The sequence below is a fragment of the Metabacillus sp. Hm71 genome, from assembly GCF_051842955.2.
In the GTDB taxonomy this organism is placed as follows: domain Bacteria; phylum Bacillota; class Bacilli; order Bacillales; family Bacillaceae; genus Metabacillus.
This window is the reverse complement of sequence record NZ_CM200278.1, coordinates 215329-242264: the sequence shown is the minus strand read 5'-3', so window position 1 is coordinate 242264 and position 26936 is coordinate 215329. Positions and strand designations below refer to the sequence as shown.

Here is a 26936-nt window from a genome sequence, read left to right as displayed (position 1 = left end):
CAAATTTTATGAAGCACTTGAAACATTTACGTGTTCAGATAGGTAGGTTTATAGTATGATAACCGTAATAACCAAAATCTGTATGGAATTAACAAGTAAACTGAGGTGATCTTTTGAGAGCTATTTTACTCGGGGTTTGTTCCTCTTTCTTTTTTGCCTTTACATTTGTCTTAAATCGTTCAATGGAACTCTCAGGAGGCAGCTGGTTATGGAGTGCTTCACTGCGTTATTTTTTCATGGTTCCTTTTTTGTTTCTGCTCGTGTTTTGGCGAAAAAATTGGATAGCCCTTTGGGGAGAAATGAAAAAAAATCCAAGTCAATGGTTCTTATGGGGAACCGTAGGATTTGGCCTATTTTACGCGCCGATTTGCTTTGCGGGTGCATATGGCCCCGGATGGCTTGTCGCTGCAACATGGCAAATCACTATTCTCTCAGGCTCGCTCCTTGTTCCTTTGTTCTATGAAGAAAGGCAGACAGCCAATGGACCGATTAAAGTAAAAGGACAAATTCCATTGAAAGGCCTTTGCATGTCGTTCATTATTATTGCCGGCGTTGCCGTCATGCAGTATGAACATGCATCACATTTATCATTAAAGCCAATGCTTTTAACCATAATCCCAGTGTTGATTGCTTCTTTCGCATACCCTCTTGGAAACCGAAAAATGATGGTGATTTGTGAAGGTAGATTAGATGTTTTTCAACGTGTTCTTGGAATGACTTTAGGAAGCCTGCCTTTTTGGATTGTTTTGGCTATGATCGGAATCATCACAGACGGCCCACCAACGAAAACACAAACCTTTCAATCCTTTTTAGTGGCAATCTGCTCAGGGCTTATTGCAACATTATTATTTTTCCAAGCAACAAATTTAGTGCAACATAATATGGCAAAGCTTGCAGCTGTAGAAGCTACACAATCAGTTCAAGTACTCTTTGTCCTGATTGGAGAGATTCTCTTCCTAAAGGCACCGCTTCCAGCTCCGATTTCTTTAGCGGGAATCCTTTTAGTCATTGGCGGGATGGTGCTGCATAGCTTTGTGTCTCGGACAGATCAATTAAAGGTGTCACCAAGTAATAATGCTTCAAAGCAATTTTCATAAGTAGACACCATAAGAAAAGCGCAAGCGCCTTGATCAGCCTAGGGCAAATAAGCCACTCATGAATAGAAGGCGTTCTTTGCCTTCAATTCATGAATGGCTAGACCCTAGAGGGGCTAGGCGATGGAGCTAGACACTAAAACTAAGTACAAAATTTTATACTTTCTTAAACCATTAAAAAGCTCGCATCATGCGAGCTTTTTAACTTGGCGGAACTTAAATTCTCATTTGCTTACTCTTCCCAAAGCTCTACTCGTTTCTTGACAAGTTTGGTGTATTCCTTTTCCGCTTCTCCTACACCTGCTTTTTCTAAATCCTCCATAAATGTCTTCCACACTTTATCAAAATCTTCCGGTTTGGCAAGAATGGCTTCTGGGATCCGTTTTTTCACAATATCTAAACTTTTTTGCATAATAACCTCTAAATCCGAGCCTGCTTCAACAGGAATATTGTAGGCTGCTCCCCATGGCTTCACTGGGAATTCTTCTTTTTGCGGATAAAGATCCTTCCACATTTCTACCCCATAATTACTTAATACTTCTTTTTCAACATCTGTATAGGAATCTTTTATTTGATCAGGACTTGCGATTGTATATGTTTGTCCTGTTGAATCTGTAACACCATCACCATAATAAGGGGCAAAACCTTTTAAGACGCCAATTCCAGTTTCCTTTGCATAGTTTGCGTTATTGTTGCGTTCATTCATCTCTTCCTCAGGAATCACGCGCTTACCGTCAACAATATCGTAATGCTCGCCTTCAATTCCCCATTGCTGAAGAATTTGTCCTTCTTCTGATGCTAAGTAATCAAGAAACTTGATGGCACGAACAGGATCTTCGCAATCAACAGAAATTCCTATTCCCCATCCGCCTAGATAACCTGTATCTTGAAAGTTATGATGCTTATATTCCTCAGTCAATGTTACAGGATACATACCGTGCATTCTTTCATGCTTTCCTGCTTCCCTTAGTGCCCGCTGCGCGTCTGCCACTTCCCAATCAGTGTCAATTAGCCCAATTACACGGCCAGATGAGATTTTGGCTAAATATTGATCATATTTTTGCACAAAGCTTTCTGGATCTAATAACCCTTCGGCATTCATATGATTCAGCCAACGGAAGTACTCCTTTTCCTCTGGGCGGCGGTAGTGCATCGTTGCCTCATATGTTTCCGGGTCAATATAAAATTCACCATCATCTGAAGCACCCGTAGCGAAAAATGCCGGATTGGTTGTTGAAATCATAATTCTCCATTCATCGGCCAATAAAGATAACCCAAGTGTTGGCTGCCCATCGATTGTTGGGTACTTTTCTTTGTATTCTCTTATCGCATTTTCAAAATCCTTCACCGTTCTGATTTTGGGATATCCTAATTCCTTTACAACTTCATGCTGGAGCATAAAACCCGTTCCAGGAGTCCAATACGTATGATCAACTGGTGACGTTGGCAAGATATAGATTGATTCGTCCTCATTACTCCACTTTAAACGATTAAAATAATCACCATATATTTTTTTCAAGTTTGGCGCATGCTCTTCTATCAGATCTGTTAAATCGATTAAAGCTCCTGCGTCAACTAATGTCCCTGCAGAACCCTTCGGCAAGATTAAGTCTGGATATTCCCCGCTTGCAGCCATTAACGGAATTTTTTGTTCGCCACCGCCAACATCAAATTCAGCATTTAATGTTACCCCTGTTTCTTCAATGACTTTTTTACTTACTGGGCTCTCCATATTATCCCACTGTGAATGTGGATCGGCACTGAATAAAGTGAAGGTAACCGGTCCATCTGAACTACTGCTGTCTGTATTATTTTTTGACGTACTTTCATTGCTGCAGCCTGCAATCGCTAGAACACATGCCAGCAGAAGACTTATAATTATTTTTTGTGTTTTTCCACCCATGTTTGTTTTCTCCCCTATTCTCCACATAATATAAGTGATAGTACATTCGAAATAATTATGACTTACACACTCTGTGATGCTTTATGAATTCACAATTATGAATACGCTTTCTTTTTGCCTTTCAACTCATCCCCCCCGTTTCTACGCTTTTATCATAACGGAAATTTCAACTGATCAATACCTGCTAGATTTAGAGAAAAATCAGGTCAATATTATAGGTGAAGATGATATTTTGGGGACTGTCCACCAGAGTGTCGAGAAAATCTTGACAGCTTTTCTACAAAATTACTCTACAACATAGAGTGGATATGATCACACCGAAATGCTGGGGGCAAAAAGAAAAATGAAGCATCAAAAACCCCCTATTTTCAAAATCTTTTTTTAAAATAGGAGGTTTTTTCCACAAGTTTGGGACCATCCCCCTGCTTTTCTATTCTTCCTTACGAAAGGAGGATGGGGAGAGGCCAACGTATTTTTTGAATTTGCGATGAAAATAGTCGACATTTGCGTAACCTATTTTTTCAGCAACTTCATAGACTTTGTAGCCTTGCAGTAACAGTTGCTTGCCATTTTCGATTCTTACTTTATCGAGATACGTATTAAAGTATTCACCTGTATGGTTTTTAAAGAGCTTTCCTAAATAAGCACTGTTGTAGTTAAATACTTCTGCTAAGGTTTCTAAGCGTAAGTTTTGATTAAACTCCTTATGGATTAAATCGATCATTTTTTTGAGCGTGACATCTGTTTGTCCATTATCAAAGCACTTGATCATATTTTTAAACTGCTTCAAGATAAATTCCTTGATCGTTACAATACTATCCATCTCAAAGATGTCACCTGCGTTTGTCCCAAGCGGGTAAAGAACGGAATGCATTTTTGGGTTTGCTAGCAGAAGTTTATTTAATATCGCTGTGTATAAGTGAAATACATGCTTTTTTACTTCCTGTTCTGACTCATTTCGGCCAATTAGTTCTTCGACAAGCTCATTAACGATTTTTTCACATGCTCCTATATTGGCAATGTCAATTGAATAATACAGCCTTTCAACATATGATTCGGTCGGAAAGCTGCTTCCAGATACTTCTTCATAGGCCGAATCGAAGACATCATTCGCCTCCTTGCTTGTGATCAATGGTCCGCCCATATGAAAAAATTTCCTTTCAAGCAGGCGAGCAGCCGTTTTATATGAATGGTGAATATCCTTTGGTTTATAGACTTTTTCACCAATTGAAGGCAGCAGCTGAAACTCTTCCATTACATGAAGTAACTGAAGATATTGTTTATCACATCGATATTTAGAGAGAAAATCATCCTTAAATAGAATGATGAGCCTCCCTTTGTTCACTAGAACATATCCGCGATTTTCTTTCTCGATGAGTGTTTTCACCTTATCTATTACGTCATGATGGTCTTTTATTGAACCCATGAATACTTGATAAGCAGAGGATGTGAACCCATATCGCTGACAAAGCATATCAAATTCCTGCTTAGTAAATTTCCCATTACCCATTAAAAGGTTGGTCAAGAACTCTTCCTTCTTCTTTTCATGATCATCTTCCATCAAATGATGAAGCTTCTGTTTATCTTGCAGTTTTTTATGAACCAACCCTAAGGAATCGATTAATTCATCCTCATCAAGCGGCTTTAATAGGTAGCCATCACACTGACATCCAAGCGCTTTTTTGGCATAGTCAAAATCCGCATACCCGCTTAATATAATAAAATGGACGTATTTATTTTCTTCTCTTATCTTTTCAATTAGCCGCAGTCCATCCATTTCCGGCATGCGAATATCAACAATCATTAAATCAGGTGAATAGTGCTTATATTTTTCTAAAGCGTCACGTCCATTTTTGGCTATGTCAATAACTTGAAATCCTGATTCTTCCCAAGGTATTAGCGTTCTTAACCCTTCTCTGATCATTGGTTCATCATCTACAATGATCACTTTATACATCTTCATCCCCCCGCGTCATACTAAACTGAATTTTCGTTCCTTTCCCCTCTTGACTATCAATCATTAGCCCGCTTTGTTTACCGTAAGTGAGCTGCAGTCGATTATGAACATTCAGCAATCCAATTCGATTGCCATTTCCTTCATTGTGTTCAGCTAACATATGCTGAATATCATTTAATCGTTCTTTTTTCATCCCGCTCCCGTTATCTTCCACGATGACCGTTAAACAATCCCCATTTACGTTTGTTTTAATCAGGATCGTTCCGCCATCCTCTTTGTCTTCTAATCCATGGATAACGGCATTTTCTACTAATGGTTGAATAATAAGCGGCAAGATTTTCATATTTTCAGAGAGCGGATCAATGCTAAGCTCATAGTTTAGACGATTTTCATAACGGAATTTCTGAATTTCCAAATAACAGCTAACCATTTCGATTTCGCTGCTTAACGGAATCTTGCTGCCGCCCACTTCAAGGCTTTTTCTCATTAACTTCCCTAACTGTTTTACCACCTTTGCAATTTCCTTTTCGCCTTTCATATGGGACTTCATTCGAATCGATTCCAGGGTATTAAATAAAAAATGCGGATTGATTTGACTCGCCATCATTTTTAGTTTGATTTCTTTTTGACTCATTTCTAGAGCATTTTTTTGTTTCGTTGCTTCCTCTACTTGATCGATCAACCCGCGGATATTTTCCACCATATGATTGAATTGCTTTGATAGTTGACCAATCTCATCATCGCCATCGACAACAATTCTGGTAGTTAAATCTCCTGCTGAAAGGCGATTAATATTCTGACTTAAATTTGAAAGTCGTTTTGATAAGAGCCATGAAACAGAGGTGATTAAAATAACAGCAATGATCACCCCGATTAATGTTACTCCAGCTCCAAGCAGACTTAATTTATTAGCATCCTTCACGATATGCTTGTCCGTAACGATGGAAATAATTCTAAGCTGGTTTTGGCTCATCTCAGGCAAAAGATTATCAACAATAATTTGCGATGATTCACCATTTATCTCCCCATTAAAGACAGCTGGTTGATTCTTAATCTCATGCTTTGGATCAATGATTTCGTATAACCCTTTTCCAACGATGTTTGATTGATTGGCAGAAATAATATAATTGCTTTCATCTACGATCATCGTCAAAAAAGGCTCCTGCTGCAAAATCTTTTTTAATTGGCTAGGATCGATTGTAATAACTAGAATGCCATGTGTTTTTTGCTCTAAGAAATTAATTCTTTTTACTAGACTTAGATAATAATGGTTATCCTTTGTTTCATCTGCAAGGTAGTACCACCGATTAAACCCTGGCTCGCTTACTGAATGGCCGAACCAAAAAAAGTTCCTTTCTTCTTCACCTACCGGGATAAACTCCCAATTGTTGATCAAAGTAGGATTGTCCATATAAAACTTAATATTGTAAATTTCCGGGTAGTATTGTAAAAAATAATCAAACGTACGGTACTCGCGATAGGCATTTACAACTTCATAGGTTGATCCATAGGATGTATTGACTACCTCACTCAACCTCTGGTCAAATTGCAGATTATTTGAGATATAAATAGGTACATTTAAGATTTCTGCTGTCCTCTTTTTCACCCTCTCCACATTTACTTGTGATTGTTCGATTGCATCCTTCACAGCATTATTTCTAAGTTCATAGGTTAGAAATAGACCAACAACCATGATCGGGATAAAGACGACAACAATAAATGTAAAAATTAATTTGTCTCGTAATTTCATATTATTTAACGTTTTAATAAGTAAACATTCTATCTTTTTTCTCACAGTGAGGTCTCCTTAACCAGTAAGCGCTTACAGCACTAGCATATAAATTTAATTATACCTTATAGGCAAAAATCCGAATGAAAAAGAATCCGTACCATTTTTCACTACTTTTCATGTGAAAATTAGTGAACGGGAGAAATATCGAAAGCCCATTTGAATAAACGGTACGGATTGTTCCTGATTTTATATGATGGCGAGTATTCGTAACAAGCGGAAAAAAATGGCTGTTTGTCACAACGACCTGGAATAATAGTTACTAATCTAAATAAAAATACCTCATATATCATCACCATGTTTAAATCTATACTCCCTCGGCGTACATCCTTTCTGCTTTTTAAACAGCCGAATAAAATAACTCTGGTTTTGAAAACCTACATCCATTCCTATATCAAGCAATTTCCGGTCTGTTTTCTGCAATAACATACAAGCTTTATTTATCCGCGTTGTATTAATGTACTCCATGGGTGTCATACGGACTAATGATTTGAAAAAGCGGCTAAAGTGACCTTCACTCATTTGGATTTGGGAGGCAAGTTCCATAACAGTCAGTTTTTGTTTATAGTTTTGATCAATATATTGAAGAACCTTTTTTAATAAATCTGTTTTTGTTAAATCCTTTTGAGTCACTTCCTCATTATGAATCCATGCTTGTTTTTTAAGGATGTCGGCAAAAAGCAGGTACAAATAACCTTTTACTTTAAGCTCATAGCTTGGTTCTTTTGATGAATAAGCCTCTATAATGTTGACGATTGTTTTTAGCATGTTTTTTTCTTCAAGAGTATTACCTGTTATAAGCAATGAATGAGCTAAAGAGAAGTTTTGAATCACTTGTAAGTAATTATTTTGAATTAAATCAAAGCCAAAGCTTCGTAAGAAATCAATATTAAAGACAATGGCGTGAAGTTTAAAAGGTGTGTTCTTAAAAGGATAAGCACCGTGTAATTGTTCGCTTGGAATGAAACAGCCTGTCCCTTCAAGTAAACGATATTTTTTTGTCCCGATTTGTAAGTTAATCGCCCCTTTTTCAACATAAATAAACTCCAGTTCAGGATGCCAATGCATATTAAAGATCACTTGCCCATCGAGGTAGTCAACCATGTAGATACGAAACGGAAACATCGAATCTCCGTGTACTCGATCTTCAAGTAATTTGTCTTTATTAATAATTTTCACCACCCTAAAAGATTTATCAGAATTATACTATTACATGTTCTAATTGTACAAGATTCACCGTTTTTTTATCACTATACTGTTAATTATGAGCAACTTAAAAAAATTATTATGTTTAGCAAATTAAATAATTTAAAGGATAAGGGGTGTTCCTTATGAAATTTACAGATGGCTTTTGGCTAACAAAAGAAGGCTTTACTATTCAACATCCGCGAAATGTTCGTGATATTGCTATAAATGAAGATTTAGTGACATTGTATGCACCGTGTAAAGATATTCAAAGCAGAGGTGATACATTAAACCTGCCGTCACTTACAATTCAATTAGCTTCTCCATTGGAAAATGTTATTAAAGTAAAAGCTTGGCATCACAAAGGAGGAGTAAATCAATCTCCGAACTTTGATGTTAAGGAAGGTATGATTCCGCTAGAGTATAAGCATGATGGAGATACTACAATTTTTAATAGTGGTGATGTAAGCGTAACCATCCAACACAGTCCATTTAAAATTACCTTTTCTCAAGGCAATCAAGAATTAACATCTATTGACCCTAAAGGTGTAGCCTGGATAAAAGGTCCTCATAAAGAGAGTTATATGCGGAGCCAGTTAAATCTTGGTGTTGGGGAATATATTTACGGACTTGGTGAACGGTTTACTCCGTTTGTTAAAAATGGACAAGTTGTCGACATTTGGAATGAAGATGGAGGTACGAGCTCAGAGCAATCATATAAAAATATCCCGTTTTACTTAAGTAACCGCGGATATGGTGTATTGGTCAATCATCCAGAAAAAGTAAGCTTTGAGGTTGGATCAGAGGCAGTATCGAAAACCCAGTTTAGTGTAGAAGGCGAGTATATTGAATATTTCATTATCGGCGGGGGCACTCCGAAAGATGTATTAAGCAATTATGCCGAATTAACTGGTAAACCAGCACTGCCGCCAGCTTGGTCCTATGGTTTATGGCTGACAACATCTTTTACTACAGATTATAACGAGGAAACGGTCAATCATTTCGTTGACGGAATGGCTGAACGTGATATTCCTTTAAGTGTTTTCCATTTTGATTGTTTTTGGATGAAAGAGTTTGAGTGGTGCAATTTTGAATGGGATAAAGACGCTTTTCCTGAGCCTGAAGCGATGTTAAAAAGATTAAAAGAAAAAGGCTTGAAAATCTGTGTTTGGATTAATCCTTATATCGCTGAAAAATCTAAACTCTTTGACGAAGCTGCTGAAAAAGGCTATTTGTTGAAAAAACCAAACAATGATGTTTGGCAATGGGATCTATGGCAGGCAGGAATGGGTATTGTTGACTTTACGAATCCAGCTGCTGCAGAGTGGTATCGCGATAAATTAAAAGCACTGTTAGATATGGGTATCGATTGTTTTAAAACTGATTTTGGTGAAAGAATTCCAACAGATGTTGTCTATTATGACGGTTCAGATCCATATCGCATGCACAACTACTATGCTTATCTCTATAATCAAGTCGTTTTTGATTTACTGGAGCAAGAAAAAGGCAAGCAAGAGGCCGTTGTTTTTGCTAGATCAGCTGCAGTTGGCAGTCAGAAATTCCCGGTCCATTGGGGAGGAGATTGTAGTGCAACATACGAGTCAATGGCAGAAAGCTTACGTGGAGGATTATCATTATCATTATCAGGCTTCGGATATTGGAGTCATGATATTGGCGGCTTTGAAAATACATCTAGCCCTGATTTATTTAAACGCTGGACTGCATTTGGACTATTATCGAGCCATAGTCGCTTACACGGAAGCTCATCCTATCGCGTTCCATGGTTATTTGATGAAGAAGCGGTAGAAGTGACAAAGCATTTTTCAAAGCTAAAAAACCGTTTAATGCCATATCTTTTTAGCATATCTGTTGAAAATCACAATACAGGTGTTCCGGTTATGCGTCCAATGCTCCTGGAATTTGCCGATGACCCAAATTCTCATGTACTTGATCGCCAATACATGTTGGGAAGCAGCCTGCTAGTAGCGCCAATTATGAATGAAGATGGAGTTGGTTCATGCTACTTACCACATGGCAAATGGACTCATTATTTAACAAATGAAGTGATCGAAGGCGGAACATGGATAACAGAAAACTACGATTATTTGAGTCTACCGTTATTTATACGGGAAAATACTATTTTAGCTATTGGTCATGAAGACAATCGTCCAGATTATGATTTTGCCGAAAATGTCACTTATGAAATTTATCAATTGAAAAATGACAAACCTGCAACTGCCTTTGTTACTGATATAGACGGTAACAGTAGAGGTGAGATTAAAGCGGTAAGACAGAATAACAAAATCTTCATTGAAACAAATATGGAGAACCTAGCGTATTCAATTCTGCTTACGGGTTATAAGAGCATTTCTTCTGCTTCTATTGGTGAAGTTGAAGAACATGCAAATGGAGTAAAGATCAATCTGCAAGGATCACAAAAAATAGAAGTTAATTTATAACACAATACTGAGAGGGTGTCTTTGTTCGCACTCTCTCACTATTATTTTTTGACAGCTATAGCTATTCGTTAAGGTTCAAGAGCCTTAAAATGGCCAAAGGTTGGAGCAGTACCATGCGGAGATGCTGCCCATTTTACAGCGTTTGCGATGACATGCAAAATATCTTTATTATAGTAGGTTGGATATGTTTCATGTCCCGGTTGAAAGTAAAAGATCTTCCCTAAACTTCGATAAAATACACATCCGCTGCGAAATACTTCTCCACCTTCAAACCAACTTACAAATACAAGTTCATCTGGAGCAGGAATATCAAAATACTCTCCATATGTCTCTTCAGGCTCCAGCTCAAAATACTCACCAAGACCTTGTGTGATCGGATGGGAAGGGCTGACAACCCAAAATCTTTGCTTTTCACTTGATTCTCTCCATTTTAAATTACAGGTGGTACCCATCAGCCTCTTGAATAGTTTAGAATAATGACCTGAATGAAGGACGATTAATCCCATGCCTTGGAGCACTCTATTATAAACTCTTTCCACTATTTCATCCTTTACCTTTTCATGAGCGACATGCCCCCACCAGATCAGTACGTCTGTTTGTTTCAGTACTTTTTCTGTTAAGCCATGCTCAGGCTGTTCTAATGTAGCTGTTTGAATGTGGAAACCATAGGGCTCTAACCCCTTTGCGAGCGCATTATGGATTCCTTGAGGATAAATGCCTGACACCTCCGGGTTTTCCTTTTCATCAACATATTCATTCCAGATTGTCACTTTAATCGGGTTTATCTCAGCCAGTATTTTATCTCCAATCTTTACTCGTATCATTTTTATTCGCTCCTTCATTGACGGTGATGTCTCATTATATGCCTTAAACAATTCACAAAATGACTGGGTAACTGTCATAAGCATGGGGCCCTCAATATATGATTAAAAGAAGGAAGGAATGGAAAGGAGCATAGCGATGAAAATCTATATTGCGGATGTTGGAGAAACGCTCAGATCCATTGCATATAAAATGAATGTCAAAATAGATATGATCCAATTACTTAACCCACATATAATGGGTCTAGACTTGAATATTACCGGTAAACCAATCAACCTTCCCCAGGAAGACCAGGTAAACATTCCTATTTGTCCTCCTATCAAACCGTTAGAATACTTAGATCATTGGATCCCCCTTACACCATTAGAACAAATGGCTGAGACTGAATACGATGTCATTATCGTTGGTACCGGGGCAGGAGGAGGGGCCGTTCTCTGGAGACTATGCGAACAATGGAGAAGAAATGGAAAGCGAGTTGCAGTGGTGGAAAGAGGAGATCTTCTATTACCTACTCATTCATGGAATATTCCTACATTTAATAGCGAACGTTTAGTTCAATATTTTGAAAATCCAAACATAACGTATCAGTTTGGCCAGCTCCTCCCTGATTTTCCTGGTGCAAGGCTAGTATTTGCTCTTGGTGGAAGAACCTTATTTTGGGGAACTGCTTCTCCTCGCATGCACAGTTCGGAATTTTCAGAATGGCCTGTGACGGAAGAAGAGATGGAGTTATACTACAATATTGCTGAAGAGGCTATGAATGTTACGAGTGACTTTACGAAGGATTCATCGTTTACGGAAGTACTTCTTGATCGGTTACGAAAAAATGGCTTTCCAGAAGCAGACTATCTTCCCAGAGCCGTCGATTTACAACAGACTAAATATGGAGAGCTACATTCCAATGTTGCTTTCAGTTCTATTTTATTTCTTGCCAAAGCCTTAAATCAAAGGCCATTTGACTTAGCCGTAAAGGCACGTGCTGTTCAGGTGCTGACGGAAAAAGGTCAAGTTGTCGGTGTGAAAGTTATGAATCCGGAAAAGAAATCTTTTATCCTTAAAGGGAAAAACGTTGTTTTGTCAGCAAGTTCACTTGAAACCCCGCGCCTCTTACTTCATTCAGGAATATCTGGAAGGGCGATTGGCCATTATCTAACAAATCATTCATTTCTATTAGCCAGAGGAACCATTAACACGGAAAAATTCCCTGAAGTACTAGGAGCGGTTGCTATATTGGTTCCATACTCAAAGGACCGTCCCTATCAGTTGCAACTTGGCGGACCATTAGGATACGATTGGTACCACTATAAAGAAAAGCCTAGATTGAACATATGGGATATCGGTTTTTACGGTGCATTTGGCAAGGTAGAATCCCGGTTTGAAAATCAAGTCACACTTGATCCAATCAGAAGAGATGAATATGGGGTGCCAATCATTCAGGTTCATTTTTCATATAGTGATAAAGATAAAGCTGTTATTCGCCAAATGGAGCTTGCAATGAGGCAAGCATCTAATGCAATGGGAATTTATTTGGCAGCTCCAGACGGTCTGCCCGAAATATGCTTAATGCCGCCTGGTGCAGATTTCCATGAATCTGGTACTTGCCGGATGGGTGAAGACCCAGCAACATCTGCAACAAATCGGTATGGTCAAATTCATGGGATTTCCGGACTTTTTGTCGCCGATAACAGTGTTCTTCCTTCAAACGGGGCAGCTAACGTAACACTGACGACGGTGGCGTTGGCGATTCGTACAGCAGATTATATTGTATCTCAATTAAAATGAAGAAAATTCACGTAATAATACAAGAAGCATCTGCAAAGACAGATGCTTTCTTCATTTTTAAACGTAACATCCTAAATAAGAATGGCAACTTTTATTAATCTTACTCTTCCCAAAGCTCAACACGGTCTTTAATAAGTTTCGTGTATTCCTTTTCCGCCTCTTCCACACCAGCTTTTTCTAAGTCCTTCATAAAGTTTTTCCATACTTTATCAAAATCTTCCGGTTTAGCGAGAATTGCTTCTGGAATTCGCTTTTTCACGATATCTAAACATTTTTGCATAATAAGCTCTAAGTCTGATCCTGCTTTAACAGGAATGTTATAGGCTGCTCCCCATGGCTTCACTGGGAATTCTTCTTTTTGCGGATAAAGGTCCTTCCACATTTCCACTCCGTAGTTACTTAACACTTCTTTTTCAACGTCAGTATAGGAATCTTTGATTTGATCAGGATTTGCAATGGTATACGTTTGTCCGGTTGAATCTGTAACACCATCACCATAACTTGGTGCAAAGCCTTTTAAGACGCCAATTCCAGTTTCTTTTACATAGTTTGCATTATTGTTCCGTTCATTCATCTCTTCCTCAGGGATCACACGCTTACCGTCAACAATATCGTAATGCTCACCTTCAATTCCCCATTGCTGAAGAATTTGCCCTTCTTCTGATGCTAAATAATCAAGGAATTTAATCGCCCGGACAGGATCTTCGCAATCAACAGAAATTCCTATTCCCCATCCGCCTAGATAACCGGTATCCTGGAAGTTATGATGTTTATATTCTTCAGTTAATGTAACGGGATACATACCATGCATTCTTTCATGCTTTCCTGCTTCCTTTAAAGCACGTTGCGCATCAGCCACTTCCCAATCCGCATCAATTAAACCTAAAACACGTCCAGATGAGATTTTAGCTAAATATTGATCATATTTTTGCACAAAGCTTTCCGGGTCTAATAATCCTTCCGCATTCATATGATTCAACCAACGGAAGTACTCCTTTTCTTCTGCACGACGATAGTGCATCGTTGCCTCATATGTTTCCGGGTTAATATAAAACTCTCCATCATCAGATGCACCCGTAGCATAAAATGCCGGATTGGTTGTTGAAATCATAATTCTCCAGTCATCGGCAAGTAGAGACAAGCCAAGTGTTGGCTGCCCATCGATTGTTGGGTGTTTTTCTTTGTATTTTCTTATCGCATTTTCAAAATCCTTCACCGTTCTGATTTCAGGATAGCCTAATTCCTTTACAACTTCATGCTGGAGCATAAATCCATTTCCAGGAGTCCAATATGTATGATCAACTGGTGAAGTTGGCAGGATATAGATTGATTGATCCTCATTACTCCACTTTAAACGATTAAAATAATCACCATATATCTTTTTCAAGTTAGGTGCATGCTTTTCAATCAGATCTGTTAAATCAATTAAAGCTCCTGCATCAACTAATGTCCCTGCAGAACCCTTCGGCAGGATTAAGTCCGGATATTCTCCGCTCGCAGCCATTAACGGAATTTTCTGTTCTCCTCCGCCAACATCAAATTCAGCACTCAGTGTTACCCCTGTTTCTTTCATAACTTTTTTACTTACAGGGCTCTCCATATTATCCCATTGTGAGTGAGGGTCGGCACTGTATAAAGTGAACGTTACTGGTCCATCACCGTTATCATTTTTATTGACTTTATCATTACTGCAGCCTGCAATAACCACTACAAACGCAAAAAGAATGCTTAATAAAATGTTTTTAGCTTTTCCCCTCATGATTGATTCCTCCCTATTTCTATATTTGTTTATTCAAAACTCCCAAGCTGCAAAGGCAGAGACATAAGGTAAAAGTATTCTTGTTATTTAAAACCTCTCCAAGAATTGCGCTTTCTCTTTTGAAGCCTCCACGATCTCCCCTTCATTTTCATACTATTAATCTTATCGGAGTTTTCGGATCATCAATACCCGATAGATTTATATAGAAATCAGGTCAAAATTATAGGTAGAAAATAAAATTTTAAGCTCTTTAGCTAGATTTTACTGTTTATGAAAAGTTGCTTTCACTCTTTTACTTCATTTTTATTAAATAACTAGCTCTCTCCAAAGGATATCTTTATTCTTCCTCAATATAAGTAAATCTGCCACAATATATAATAGAAAAAAGAACCTGATTAATAAACAACAATCAGGTTCTTTAAAAGTTTGAGTTTACGAGACATAAAACCAGCTTAGTTGCACATCTCCCTTAAAGATTATATAGAGATCCTTTACGTCTGTTGAATGAGCGTTTAAAGGAGCTTGAACAGTTGTCCATGCTTGAAAGCCTCCCGTTTGCGGCACTTCACACTCACATAAAATAGGACCTTCATAAGAGTTGGCTCGAATCTCAATTAAAGCTTTTTTCCCGCCATTTGCAACCCTTGCTGTTAACATCTTTATCTCTTTCTCCCACTTTATCTGATGGAAAGAAACCCAGCCCGCAGCCGACTTGTTCCGAATGCTGTATCCACCTTCTGTACACTCATCTATATAGATAGATTGATAGTTATCATAATCAATTGCCATCACTCTATCTGTTAAACTACGAGGGGGAATCACTTCACCATCTATATATAGCTGACCTGACAAATGAATATGATCAGATGAGCTTCCAACCATGATGTTGTAGTAACCTGCTTCTCTACAATACCTTCCCCTTGTAACATCCCAAAAGGCTAGGTCATCCTTATTTAAGGTAAATGTAATAACTTTACTTTGTCCCTTTTCAATAAAGTGCCTTTTAAAGCCTTTTAATGTTTTTAAGGGGCGTTTAACTCTTGAGTTCTCACAACTTACATACAATTGAACAACCTCATCGCCATCAAAATCACCAATATTGGTAACTGTTATTGAAATGTTTATTTGATCAGCTTTTTGTTCAGATTCCTTAATAACAAGATCTCGATAAGCAAAGGTCGTATACGATAATCCATGACCAAAAGGATATAGAGGATCCGTATCAAAATATTGATAGGTTCGTTTTCCCTTAATGATATCATAATCCATTAAATCAGGAAGTTGATCCACAGACTGATACCAAGTCATATTCAGTCTGCCTGCCGGATTATAGTCTCCAAACAATACATCAGAAATAGCTCTGCCAAGCTCCTGTCCTCCATGTGAAGAGTAAAGAACAGCCGGAACATGCTCGTCTACCCAATTTATTGCAAAGGGATAGCTCCCGACTATCACAACGACAGTATTTGGATTAACGTTTAAAACCTCTTGAATTAATTTCTCATGTTCTGGCGGCAAGGTTATATCTGGTCGGTCTATACATTCCTTCCCATTAATAAATGGCTGATTCCCAACAAATATAACAGCTGTTTCAGCTTGTTTGGCTGCTTCTACTGCCTTTTCTATACCATTTTCTACTATTTCTTTCTCGAAGTAGTCTTTTTCTTCCTTCGTAACGGAAAGGACACCGCTCTGATCGACACCAATTGATTGATTGTCCCAAGAGGATAGATATAATTGACTGTTTTCCTCTTCCGTCATGCTTAAGACTTCTTTTACGAACCAGCCCTTTGCCTCCAAGGCACTGGCAGACAATCGACTATGATCATCAACGGTTACGTATTTTCCATTCGTTAAAGACTTTAAGGTTTCACTTCCCCAGCCCCAATTCGTATGAATGAATGTTTCTGCCAAAGGTTCTTTTTCTGCTCCAACTGTTAGAAAACCTGCGCAGTCAACTTGAATATACTCATTTGTTTTGGCAGACCGCAGTCTGATTCGATCACAGCCGTCTGCATAGATAAGATTTCCGTTCAATTTTTCAGATATCCCTTGTAAAGGTGAGATTGTATATGGCGGTGTTCCACTATACCAATCCGTATACACTTCATTTGCAAGCGGCCCAATTACCGCAACCTTTTTCTTTTTCAATGGCAGCATATTATTATTTTTTAATAAAACAATCGATTCTTTTGCAGCTTGTAACGATAGCTCGCTATGCTCAGCTGAACAAAGCTTTTCTTCCGAAACGAAAGAATATGGATTTTGATCAGCAGGGTCAAATTCCCCGAAACGAAAACGGACACGAAAGGTATTTTTTAAAGCTCTATCCAAGTCTTCTTCTGATATCAGCCCTTGATCTAAGGCATCCCTAATCGCACGTAAGGAGATTTCCTGATCGTCTGTGATACTATCAATGCCATTTTTAATCGATAAAGCTACAGCCTCCGCATATGAATCTACATACTTATGATCGTTTACCGTTCCTAAAACATCTCCTGCATCACTTACGACAAAACCGTCCATTCCCCATTCTTTTTTAAGAATATTCATCACATCTGGATTCATATTACATGGTTTTCCATTAACGGCATTGTAAGCAGTCATAATCGACTGGGCTTTTCCCTCTTTAATCTGCATTTCAAATGCTTTTAAATAGTACTCACGCATGTTCCTGGGATCTATGCTTACTGAACATTCCCCTCGATCTATTTCATTATTATTTCCAAGAAAGTGTTTTAGCGTAGCAGCTGTTTTTAAATAAAAAGGATGATCTCCCTGCATGCCTTTAATAAGCTCTGTTGTCAATTTCCCGGTTAGATACGGATCCTCACCATAGGCTTCTTCTGTCCTTCCCCATCGCGGGTCTCTTTCCATGTCTACAGTTGGTGCCCAAATGGTTAGTCCGTTCTTTTCAGGGTCTTTTTGGTAATAAATCCGTGCTTCATCTGCTATCACACGACCAATTTCTTTCATTAACTCCTCATTCCACGTACAACCAAGTCCAATATTTTGCGGAAACACTGTTGCCTTTCCTAGCCAAGCAACACCATGTGCTCCCTCAGTTCCATGCTTATATTTTTTGATTCCCAGTCTAGGAATTTCACCTTGATACTGGCACATTAAGTTGATTTTTTCTTCTAAAGTTAAATGGGATAGCAAATCATTTACTCTCTCATTTAGCTTTGCGTTCGGATTTTGAAATAAGTAGGCCTCTGTTGTTGAATTCATGTTTCTACCTCTTTTCATCTTGAAGAATAACTTCATTGTAAGATAGATAAAAACGTTTTCAAACCACATAAATTAGCCATAAAATCAGGTCAATTCTTAAGATTGGGGATTACAAAGCTTAACTATCAGGCATTGACGTTTAGCTGGATTCAAAGATTAAAAGGACTATGCGCATTTACACATAGTCCTTAAAGATCATTTACTGTTTGATATTTACCTTCACTTGTACATTTACGTTCTTTTCTCTTGGACAAAAATTCAAATGTAAAGGTAGCCTCTAATTGATCAATTGCATTTAGGATTCTTCTGAATGTCGTGGAAAAGAAATGAGAGTAGGATGTCTCCTCAAAGTCACTCTGTATGAAGGAAAGGGATAATTAATCCTATTCCCATGTTAAGTGTTTACATTTCTGTGGATAAAACAGTTAATATGTGAATATATTGTGGATAACCTATACAGTTATCCACTTTCCATCTTTATGCAAGTCTCGCCACTGCTGAATTAACTGTTTGACCAGCAGTTAGATTCTTGATCTGGTGATCAATGTTATCCACAATTAACTGCGCATCATAATCCATTGATGCAACATGATATGAATTTTCAAGTACAATCATTTTTTTCTCAGATGTACTGACATGCTGAAAAATAAACTCAGAGTTTGCAGGAGGAACAACATGGTCGGCAGCTGACTTAAATATGATTGTTGGGCAAGTTACTTTTGAAACATTCAATTTTGTATCGTCCATTAAATCTAAAAGCTGATGAATCGCTTTTACTGGCACTTTCTCATAGGTAATCTCAAAAACGCTAGGTTTTTTTATATCTGGAGAACCCTCTTCAATAAATCGCGGCTCAAATTTGTTGCGAAATTCCTTATAGCTAACATCTGTTACAGCTGCATTGATGAGGAAGATTCCATCTACATCTGGATTATTTGCTGCCACCTGTAAGGTTAAAGCGCCTCCCATCGATTGACCCACAATAAATACTTTGTCACATTCCTTTTTTAGGCCGCGGTAAGCTCTTTGTAAATCCGTTATCCACGTTTCATATGAGCTTTTTTCCATATCTAAATAATGTGTACCATGTCCGCTTAAGCGAGGAATTGAAACTGTATAGCCACACTTGGAAAGCTGCTCTCCGATATATTGCATGCTTTGTGGTGTGCCATTAAACCCGTGACAAAGTACTACACCTATTTTATTTCCTGGAATAAATAAACTTTCTGCACCATTTATAACTGGGTGTAATTCAATGCTCATTTCTTTTCCTCCTTAAACAAACGTTTATTTATATTTTATAAACCATTAATTTTATAATTCTTATGTGTTTACTTGGTTTTTATTTTACTCTATCTTTTGGGATATATCAAGTCTTCTACCATAAGAAAAAACACTATCTAAGAACCAAAGGCTCTTTTGGATAGTGTTCATTTATAGACTGGGTACCCTGTAAATTTAAAGTCCTTCCCAATCTTTTGTACGTCCAAGTCAGAAAGGTCAATCGCTTCGGCCATTTTTTCTATCCCTGTACCGGCAAAAAATCCGGGAGCTTGCTTTCCCCCAATTAATTTCGGCGCCATATAGAGAACAAGTTTATCAACCAATTGCTCCTTCAGGAAAGAGGCATTCACTTCACCGCCGCCTTCAATTAGCACAGATGAAACGGAATGCTCTCCTAAAATTGTAAGCGTTTCATGGATATTAACACGTTTTTCTCCGCTAGTGACAAAGACTTGATGACCTAGCTGTTCTAGCTTTTTCTTTACCTCTTTATTATGGTTCATAGATGTAAATATCCATGTAGGTGCCTTTTGATCCTGAACCACTTTTGCATCTAATGGTATGCGCAGCGTACTATCTAAAATTATTCGAATTGGGTTGCGGCCATTTGGGATTCTTGTTGTTAATTCAGGATCGTCTTTTATAACTGTGTGCACACCTACTAATATGCCAACATGTTCATGACGCAGCTGATGAACATCCTTCCGTGCTTCCTCAGAGGTGATCCATTTACTATCCCAGGATGAGCTCGAGATTTTCCCATCAAGCGTAGTAGCCGATTTTAAAGTAATAAACGGCTGCTTTTTCACAATGAACTTATTAAAGACCTCATTCATTTTGATTGATTCTTCTTCACAAATGCCAACAATAACCTCGATGCCTGCATTTTTTAAAATGGCAATCCCATTTCCAGCAACGATTGGATTCGGATCAAGTGTTGCTACAACGACCTTTTTTATCCCTGCTTTTACAATCGCCTCTGCGCATGGACCGGTGCGTCCATGATGAGAGCATGGCTCAAGCGTAACATAAATCGTTCCGCCGCTTGCTTGGTCTCCAGCCATTCGTAAGGCATGTATTTCAGCATGAGGCTCACCGACTTTTAAGTGGGCACCGACACCAACGATTCGGTTATGATTTACGATCACAGCCCCAACCAGAGGGTTTGGGTCTGTCTGTCCTTTCATTGCCTTTGCATTATTGATGGCTAAATTCATATAAAACTCGTGTTCACTCAATTGGATAGCCTCCTCTAAAATGACCAGCCTTTTTCATTTTTGTTTCTAGATAATGTTTATTATATCCTGAAATATCTCCCCATAAAGAGATTCTGTTAGTAACATTTGCTCCAGAATGTTGAAGGGCTTCAAGCTTCTTAGGATTATTTGTTATCAACGTTACAGGCAGTTGACGCAATGCTTTTAATACACTAATGGCTTCATCATAGCTTCTTGAATCATCCGCAAAGCCTAATTTCTCATTTGCTTCCACCGTGTCAAGGCCCTCTTCCTGAAGGAGATATGCAAGTGCTTTGCTAAATAATCCAATTCCTCTGCCTTCATGATTGGCCAGATAGAAGAGCGCTCCTGTTCCGTGCTCAACAATCATCTTCATCGACTGTTTTAATTGAAAGCCGCAATCACACCGTTTACTTCCAAAAATATCTCCGGTATGACAAATACTATGCATGCGAATCAATGCCTCTTCATTTTTCTCAAAATCTCCGTATACTAACACACTTGATTGCTGACTGTCTGCCAATTGAGCTTTTGGAAGATTTTTTAGCAATTCATCGATCTTGCTGTCTGATTGGCTCATATCATCATCATCTTCTACCGTTAACCAGCTATACCATTTAAATAACACCGTTTCTCCGTCTAGCTGAACAGGTAAATGAATGGGTCCTACTAGAAACATCGATCCGTTACCATGAGGCATGATTTGGATTTTTTCCTTTATTTTTATTAACGGATTATTAGTTATTGCTTCGATGATCATGAAGCATCCTCCTCATTGTAAAATTCAACTTTATATAAACGATATGAAGTATTTTAAAAACTTACTTATTGTAAGTAAGTGTATAATTACAAGTTTAAAGCGTCAAGCATTTCGCACTTGCTTCTGCTTCACAAAACCAACAATCTTGCTAAGACATTATAGCAAAACTTACAAGCAGGATTACTGTTTTTTCTTTCCTTATTGGTTACAATAGGTTAGGAGGTGAAAACAGTGGAACTAGTAAAAAGTGAAGATCAATTTCAAGAATTAATTTCCAGCAAGGAGCCTGTTGTCTTAAAATTTGTTACAGACTGGTGTCCCGACTGTAAACGAATGGACATGTTCTTACCGACAGTATTTGAGGAAATCGGAAATGTGACAATGTATCAAATTGACAAGGATGAATTCCCAGAGCTTGCTGAAAAATATACTGTCATGGGCATTCCAAGCCTATTGGTGTTTAAAGATGGAGAAAAGCAAGCACATCTACATAGTGCAAACGCCAAAACACCTGATCAAGTCATTGAATTCCTATCAGATAACTTAAAATAAATTTAAAGAGCCTGACTTATCCAATGCTGTAGATAAGTCAGGCTCTTTTTTAAAAAGGGAGTAAAAATATTTTACCAATGTGAAAAGTTATCCTTCCCTTTTCTAGTTATTTGTTTTGAACGTGACAGACATCACATTATTTTCTGTTTGGCTTAAAGCCCATCGTAGCTTCGACTGCCTGTTTCCAGCCGTCATACAATGAGTTTCTATGCTCATCACTCATCGTTGGTTCAAACGATTTTTCCATTTGCCACTGTTTCGCGATTTCATCTCTGTCCTTCCAGAAGCCCACTGCAAGTCCGGCTAAATAAGCAGCTCCTAATGCTGTAGTTTCATTCACGACAGGACGTTCAACTGCAACATTTAAAAGGTCGCTTTGGAAATTCATTAAGAAATTATTTTTAACAGCTCCTCCGTCAACACGTAATTTCTTTAATTCAATTCCAGAATCCGCTTCCATCGCCTTAAGCACATCCTTTGTTTGATAAGCAAGCGATTCAAGAGTAGCACGGATAAAGTGTTCCTTAGTGGTTCCTCGGGTTAGCCCAAAAATGGCACCACGTGCATCGCTATCCCAATATGGTGTGCCTAAGCCAACAAAAGCCGGAACGACATACACACCATCTGCTGATTCGACCCTTGAAGCATACCCTTCGCTTGCAGGTGCATTGTCAATCATTCGCAGGCCGTCACGAAGCCATTGAATCGCTGATCCTGCGACAAAGATACTGCCTTCTAGGGCATACTCTACCTTTCCATTAATTCCCCATGCAATAGTCGTTAACAGCCCGTTTTCTGAAGGAACCGCTTTTTCTCCTGTATTCATTAACATAAAACAGCCTGTACCATACGTATTTTTAGCCATCCCTTTTTCAAAGCATGCTTGTCCAAATAAGGCTGCATGCTGATCACCTGCCACACCCGCAATCGGAACAACTTCACCAAAAAAATGATAATCAACTGTTTTGGCATAAACTTCTGAAGATGAGCGAACTTCAGGCAACATGGACTTTGGGATATCTAAAATCTCAAGCAACTCATCATCCCACGCTAAATCATAAATATTGTACATAAGTGTTCTTGAAGCGTTTGTATAATCTGTGACATGCTCTTTGCCGCCGGAAAGCTTCCATATTAACCATGTATCAATCGTTCCAAATATTAGTTTACCTTGTTCTGCTTTTTCTCTGGCACCTTCAACATGATCAAGGATCCATTTCACCTTAGTGCCTGAAAAATAGGCATCGATTAACAAACCTGTTTTTTTACGAAATAAATCATTATATCCCTTTTCTTTTAACTCCTCGCAAATATCAGCCGTTTGTCTTGATTGCCAAACAATCGCATTGTAAACAGGACGCCCTGTTTCCTTGTCCCATACAACAGCTGTTTCACGTTGATTAGTAATCCCGATACTGGCAATCTCCTTTGCTGAAACATTTGAATTTGTAAGTACTTCTGCAATTACCGCTAAAATAGAACTCCAAATTTCTTGCGGATTATGTTCAACCCAGCCTGGCTTAGGGAAATATTGTTTAAATTCCCTTTGTGCTATATCAACAATTTCTCCATTTTTATTAAAAAGAATCGCTCTTGAACTCGTTGTGCCTTGATCTAATGACAAGATATATTTTTTTTCCATCTGTCCTTCCTCCTGCCTCTCATTCTTTTTTATATTACTTCCCTTTTCTTATCCTTTTTCCTTCATTATATTTTGAATGAAATCATTAAGCTCTTTTTCAAGCTAACATGGATTTTACTTATTCATATTCCATTCTCGTTTTAATCAGCACGGAACAACATGCTGACATTAGGATCTCTTCATCATGTTAATAAACAAGTTTTCTTCTCTTTATTAGCTGAAAAAAAGACAGCCTATCGCGATTAAAAAGAAAAAAGTCCTTTTTAACACAATAAGCTGTCTCTTCATAACTCTTCAGCACGATTCTTAACTTGTTAGTGTCATTATAATGTACAAGATTATGTTTGTAAACGCTTCTCTTAAAAATTCTTGACGCAAGATTATTTGAATCGCTGTATTTCTCTCACTGTTACCGCGAATCGATCAATGATCTTTCTAACCTTCGTACGGTGATCAGGCTGAAGCTGAATTTCTGATAATGTAGCAATGGTTTCAACAACTTCTTCTATCGTCATTTGATCTGTTTTGATATGTTCTTTAAAAACATCCTTTTCCAAGCAACTAATTCGGTGATCGATCTGGTTATAAGCCCAGGAATGCTTGCCTTCAAATCTTTTCTGTAATCGTTGTTGAATCGTTTTTTTAGAGGCTGCTAATGTAAAATGCCTTACCTCGATTCCGTCTTTCTTTAATCTCCCAATCATCTCATCAAAATAGAATTCATTTGTTACTGTCATCGGGACGATTATCGTTCCTTGATAATCGTTCGCTATTTGCTTTAACAGTTTATAATTTGCTTCACGCCATAACGGATAATCTTGAAAATCGCCCTTTGCCATCTCCTTAGGAATATTCGCCTTTAACACATAACCGAATCTTTCCGGGTCATACACAAATGAATGGGGCAATCTTTTTTGTAACTCATAAGCTGTTGTCGTCTTACCTGACCCAAAGGTTCCGTTTATCCATATAATCAAGTTATCACCCTCATCACTATTGGGAATACCATAATTATACAAAATCCTTTTTCATACGTGTTATACTATTTATGATGAGGGATTACCAAAATGTTATTAGGAGAGTGAAAATGATGGCTAAATCAAAAGCAAGAAAAAACCGGGAAAAGCAGATTCGCGAAGGAAAACTGGATGTAACAATAAAACGTGGCAGCTGGGGGGAATTCAAGCCGTATAACAGACAAACGAAAACAAAAAAAGAGGCATTACATCACATGGAAACAAAACATCGAAAAAAGAACCATTCTCACATAAATTATGACGAGAACGGTTCTTTTCAGTTGTTAAGTAATTTTATGTCTCTATATCTTACTCTCTTGCATGCACCACATTCTGAACGATCGTATCTTCATCCTTTAGCTTAAAGAGTGGAACGATTAATAAAACCCCAATGAAAAATAAGATCCCTGACAGGATATAAACACCTAATAAAGACATTGGGACTTTTAATACCCCCGAAGCAGACATCCCAATCACCATCATTCCCATAAATAACGGATTCAGAACTCCGTTTACACGCCCAACAAAGGATTCTTCTGTATTTTTCAAGATTAAGGTATTGATCCCGATATGAATGCATGGGAAAAATAAACCGTTAAATACTTGGAAAATGATCGTGATGACATTACTGGTCGACCAGCCAATTCCAATAGTGCTAATCATGCTTGCTAGAATACCAATGGCGAGAAGCTTCTGCGGGGAAATCTTTTTAGAAATAGCCATCACCACTCCTCCTCCAATTAACATCCCAGCACCATTTGCCATAAGAAGCCATTGAAGAAAGTCCTTCGTCATTCCAAGGTTTTCAATTGTGACAAAGATCATTAAAGGCTGAATAAGACCTACTGCTAATCCGCATACAGCAAAAATCGACCCCATTGATTTAAGAACCTTTTTTGAAAGAACATAGCGAAACCCATCAGCAAGCTCCTTCTTGAAATTGCTGTCTTCGTCAGCTTTTTCCTTCTCGATATCTTTAGGAAGAAACATAAGCACAATTGCCGAAAGGAAAAACATCGCCCCCATCACACCGATAGAGGTCATGATTCCATACTTCTGATAAACAAAAGTTCCAATCATCGGACCGACTACCATAAAAATCGCCATCAATGACTGGAACATCGCCATTACAGTTTGCAACTGATCGCCGGGCACATGCTGCTTGAATAGTCTCATAGCTGAAGGCATTGAAAACTGAGATAAGATAGCTGACACTAATGTAGCAAAAAAGATCGCCTGCCATGAGCCGTAAATAAGCGTCAATAAGACAATTAAAATCGATACCGCAGAAAGTAAATCACACCACACCATGGTCAGCTTTGGCTTCCAGCGATCGGCGAACGTACCTCCAATAAAGGAGAAAATAAAGATCGGCGCAAACTCTGCAACAGAAATCAATGACACATACAACGGATCATTGTTCGTAATATCTGTTACATATAAAAGAATAGCAAAATTCCTAATCCAAATCCCTAACTGCAGCAAGAAGTTTGAGGCCATAATTGCCAGTACAATTCGATTAGCAAATATGTTTCCAACAGGCTGTTTAGGTAAAGCAGCACCTTCATTTCTTTGCATGTCCATTAAACCTACCCTTCAAATTTAATTTCCGTCATTTAGTATTAACTCCAAATGATACGTTAAAGCATAACGTTACGTAAGAGTCAATAGAAATTAGTGCAATGATCTGATTGGGATCATGTATATGAATAAATAGTTTAAAATTTTTCCCTTATCTACATAAACACCAGCAACAGTATACTGTAAAAAACATCCATATGCAAGAACATTTGTTCTTGGCGACAAAAATTTTTTAAACCTTTCTTTATTCGTTGATTTTAAGGTTTTGCCGACATTATATTTGTTACTTCTCTCTGTTTCCATATTGCGATCATGACAACACAATGTTTTTCATAAAGCTAATGATCTATCGCTGAATTATAGCTTGACCCTACCTATAAAAAGTGAGTTACTAAATAAAAAGCCCTTTTCATCGATGATAGACTTTTAACATAATGGAAGTCTCATTCCTTATTCGATTTTATTCAAACGTTTGTTTAAATAGATTTTTAGAGTTTAAAAAACAAAAGCGCAAGCGCCTCGTTCAGCCTAGGGCAAAAAAGACGATCTTTGTTTTCAATTCATTTGTGGCTAGACCCTAGAGGGGCTAAGCGCTGGAGCTGGATGTCGCAGTGCTTATTTTCAGTTCAATGAATTTTATAATTTCTTAAACGACAAAAAAAATCGGAAAACGATCATACAAGTACGTTTCCCGATCCATTTGATATTAAATAAGTTAATGATTACAATTTGACAATTTATTTTTAAACAACTTCCATATTTATGAGCAATTTCCCAGCGACTTCAAGCATTTTTTCAGCGACTCACACAAGTTTTCACCGCTCTCACAAGTTATTTGAGCACTACACCCAATTCTATCCATCCCGATACCTGACCCATAAC

General features: G+C 38.0%; 18 protein-coding genes. 5 read left to right on the top strand and 13 right to left on the bottom strand.

Annotated features, from left to right (window positions below):
* The first annotated feature begins 113 nt into the window (after positions 1-113).
* Positions 114-1097: a DMT family transporter gene (locus tag ACSVDH_RS01260; RefSeq protein WP_439253476.1), complete on the top strand. Its 984-nt coding sequence runs from the start codon at positions 114-116 to the stop codon at positions 1095-1097.
* 229 nt (positions 1098-1326) lie between these two features.
* Here the strand turns inward: ACSVDH_RS01260 and ACSVDH_RS01255 are convergent, their stop codons facing one another.
* From ACSVDH_RS01255 to ACSVDH_RS01240, 4 genes are all read right to left on the bottom strand, one after another.
* Positions 1327-2997, bottom strand: a complete 1671-nt coding sequence (locus ACSVDH_RS01255) for an ABC transporter substrate-binding protein (protein WP_439253477.1) — start codon at positions 2995-2997, stop codon at positions 1327-1329.
* A 430-nt stretch (positions 2998-3427) separates the two neighbouring features.
* The gene (locus tag ACSVDH_RS01250) at positions 3428-4954 is read right to left on the bottom strand and encodes a response regulator transcription factor (protein ID WP_439253478.1); all 1527 of its coding nucleotides are present in this window, start codon (positions 4952-4954) and stop codon (positions 3428-3430) included.
* Positions 4947-6749 carry a sensor histidine kinase gene (locus ACSVDH_RS01245; protein ID WP_439253479.1) on the bottom strand — a complete coding sequence of 601 codons (1803 nt, stop codon included), beginning with the start codon at positions 6747-6749 and terminating at the stop codon, positions 4947-4949. The genes ACSVDH_RS01250 and ACSVDH_RS01245 overlap by 8 nt, the downstream gene beginning before the upstream one ends.
* Before the next feature lie 276 nt (positions 6750-7025).
* Entirely contained in the window at positions 7026-7922 is an 897-nt protein-coding gene (locus ACSVDH_RS01240) for an AraC family transcriptional regulator (protein WP_439253480.1), read from the bottom strand.
* A 152-nt stretch (positions 7923-8074) separates the two neighbouring features.
* On the opposite strand from ACSVDH_RS01240, the gene yicI reads away from it, so the two are divergent.
* Positions 8075-10387, top strand: coding sequence for an alpha-xylosidase (gene yicI, locus ACSVDH_RS01235; RefSeq protein WP_439253481.1), 2313 nt, complete (start codon positions 8075-8077; stop codon positions 10385-10387).
* 68 nt (positions 10388-10455) lie between these two features.
* On the opposite strand, the gene ACSVDH_RS01230 is transcribed toward yicI, so the two are convergent.
* Positions 10456-11211: a ThuA domain-containing protein gene (locus tag ACSVDH_RS01230; RefSeq protein ID WP_439253482.1), complete on the bottom strand. Its 756-nt coding sequence runs from the start codon at positions 11209-11211 to the stop codon at positions 10456-10458.
* A 136-nt stretch (positions 11212-11347) separates the two neighbouring features.
* Between ACSVDH_RS01230 and ACSVDH_RS01225 the strand changes: the two genes are divergently transcribed.
* Positions 11348-12991, top strand: coding sequence for a GMC oxidoreductase (locus tag ACSVDH_RS01225; RefSeq protein ID WP_439253483.1), 1644 nt, complete (start codon positions 11348-11350; stop codon positions 12989-12991).
* A 100-nt stretch (positions 12992-13091) separates the two neighbouring features.
* On the opposite strand, the gene ACSVDH_RS01220 is transcribed toward ACSVDH_RS01225, so the two are convergent.
* The 5 genes from ACSVDH_RS01220 to ACSVDH_RS01200 form a co-directional block, all read right to left on the bottom strand.
* Positions 13092-14750, bottom strand: coding sequence for an ABC transporter substrate-binding protein (locus ACSVDH_RS01220; RefSeq protein ID WP_439253484.1), 1659 nt, complete (start codon positions 14748-14750; stop codon positions 13092-13094).
* Positions 14751-15182: 432 nt separating this feature from the next.
* On the bottom strand, positions 15183-17981 hold the full coding sequence (locus ACSVDH_RS01215) for a glycoside hydrolase family 3 protein (RefSeq protein WP_439253485.1): 2799 nt from the start codon (positions 17979-17981) through the stop codon (positions 15183-15185).
* A gap of 477 nt (positions 17982-18458) precedes the next feature.
* On the bottom strand, positions 18459-19244 hold the full coding sequence (locus ACSVDH_RS01210) for an alpha/beta hydrolase (protein ID WP_439253487.1): 786 nt from the start codon (positions 19242-19244) through the stop codon (positions 18459-18461).
* A gap of 167 nt (positions 19245-19411) precedes the next feature.
* Positions 19412-20503 (bottom strand): bifunctional diaminohydroxyphosphoribosylaminopyrimidine deaminase/5-amino-6-(5-phosphoribosylamino)uracil reductase RibD, encoded by a 1092-nt coding sequence (gene ribD / locus ACSVDH_RS01205; protein WP_439253488.1) that lies wholly within the window; start codon positions 20501-20503, stop codon positions 19412-19414.
* Positions 20496-21263 (bottom strand): GTP cyclohydrolase II, encoded by a 768-nt coding sequence (locus ACSVDH_RS01200; RefSeq protein ID WP_439253489.1) that lies wholly within the window; start codon positions 21261-21263, stop codon positions 20496-20498. The genes ribD and ACSVDH_RS01200 overlap by 8 nt, the downstream gene beginning before the upstream one ends.
* A 231-nt stretch (positions 21264-21494) precedes the next feature.
* Here ACSVDH_RS01200 and ACSVDH_RS01195 point away from each other — a divergent pair, with 231 nt between their 5' ends.
* The gene (locus ACSVDH_RS01195) at positions 21495-21815 is read left to right on the top strand and encodes a thioredoxin family protein (protein WP_439253490.1); all 321 of its coding nucleotides are present in this window, start codon (positions 21495-21497) and stop codon (positions 21813-21815) included.
* Between the two features lie 136 nt (positions 21816-21951).
* On the opposite strand, the gene glpK is transcribed toward ACSVDH_RS01195, so the two are convergent.
* Positions 21952-23457 carry a glycerol kinase GlpK gene (gene glpK / locus ACSVDH_RS01190; protein ID WP_439253491.1) on the bottom strand — a complete coding sequence of 502 codons (1506 nt, stop codon included), beginning with the start codon at positions 23455-23457 and terminating at the stop codon, positions 21952-21954.
* Between the two features lie 380 nt (positions 23458-23837).
* Positions 23838-24434 (bottom strand): AAA family ATPase, encoded by a 597-nt coding sequence (locus ACSVDH_RS01185; protein WP_439253492.1) that lies wholly within the window; start codon positions 24432-24434, stop codon positions 23838-23840.
* A gap of 113 nt (positions 24435-24547) precedes the next feature.
* Here ACSVDH_RS01185 and brfA point away from each other — a divergent pair, with 113 nt between their 5' ends.
* Positions 24548-24838: a ribosome rescue factor BrfA gene (gene brfA / locus ACSVDH_RS01180; RefSeq protein ID WP_439253493.1), complete on the top strand. Its 291-nt coding sequence runs from the start codon at positions 24548-24550 to the stop codon at positions 24836-24838.
* Here the strand turns inward: brfA and ACSVDH_RS01175 are convergent.
* Positions 24783-26051, bottom strand: coding sequence for an MFS transporter (locus tag ACSVDH_RS01175; RefSeq protein WP_439253499.1), 1269 nt, complete (start codon positions 26049-26051; stop codon positions 24783-24785). The genes brfA and ACSVDH_RS01175 overlap by 56 nt on opposite strands.
* Between the last annotated feature and the right edge of the window lie 885 nt (positions 26052-26936).

Excerpts from the sequence above, each read along its gene's own strand:
- ACSVDH_RS01215 (WP_439253485.1), bottom strand. The coding sequence starts at position 17,981 with ATGAATTCAACAACAGAGGCCTACTTATTTCAAAATCCGAACGCAAAG.
- brfA (WP_439253493.1), top strand. The coding sequence starts at position 24,548 with ATGGCTAAATCAAAAGCAAGAAAAAACCGGGAAAAGCAGATTCGCGAA.
- ACSVDH_RS01220 (WP_439253484.1), bottom strand. The coding sequence starts at position 14,750 with ATGAGGGGAAAAGCTAAAAACATTTTATTAAGCATTCTTTTTGCGTTT.
- ACSVDH_RS01225 (WP_439253483.1), top strand. The coding sequence starts at position 11,348 with ATGAAAATCTATATTGCGGATGTTGGAGAAACGCTCAGATCCATTGCA.
- ACSVDH_RS01210 (WP_439253487.1), bottom strand. The coding sequence starts at position 19,244 with ATGAGCATTGAATTACACCCAGTTATAAATGGTGCAGAAAGTTTATTT.
- glpK (WP_439253491.1), bottom strand. The coding sequence starts at position 23,457 with ATGGAAAAAAAATATATCTTGTCATTAGATCAAGGCACAACGAGTTCA.
- yicI (WP_439253481.1), top strand. The coding sequence starts at position 8,075 with ATGAAATTTACAGATGGCTTTTGGCTAACAAAAGAAGGCTTTACTATT.
- ACSVDH_RS01230 (WP_439253482.1), bottom strand. The coding sequence starts at position 11,211 with ATGATACGAGTAAAGATTGGAGATAAAATACTGGCTGAGATAAACCCG.
- ACSVDH_RS01200 (WP_439253489.1), bottom strand. The coding sequence starts at position 21,263 with ATGATCATCGAAGCAATAACTAATAATCCGTTAATAAAAATAAAGGAA.
- ACSVDH_RS01175 (WP_439253499.1), bottom strand. The coding sequence starts at position 26,051 with ATGCAAAGAAATGAAGGTGCTGCTTTACCTAAACAGCCTGTTGGAAAC.
- ACSVDH_RS01255 (WP_439253477.1), bottom strand. The coding sequence starts at position 2,997 with ATGGGTGGAAAAACACAAAAAATAATTATAAGTCTTCTGCTGGCATGT.
- ACSVDH_RS01250 (WP_439253478.1), bottom strand. The coding sequence starts at position 4,954 with ATGTATAAAGTGATCATTGTAGATGATGAACCAATGATCAGAGAAGGG.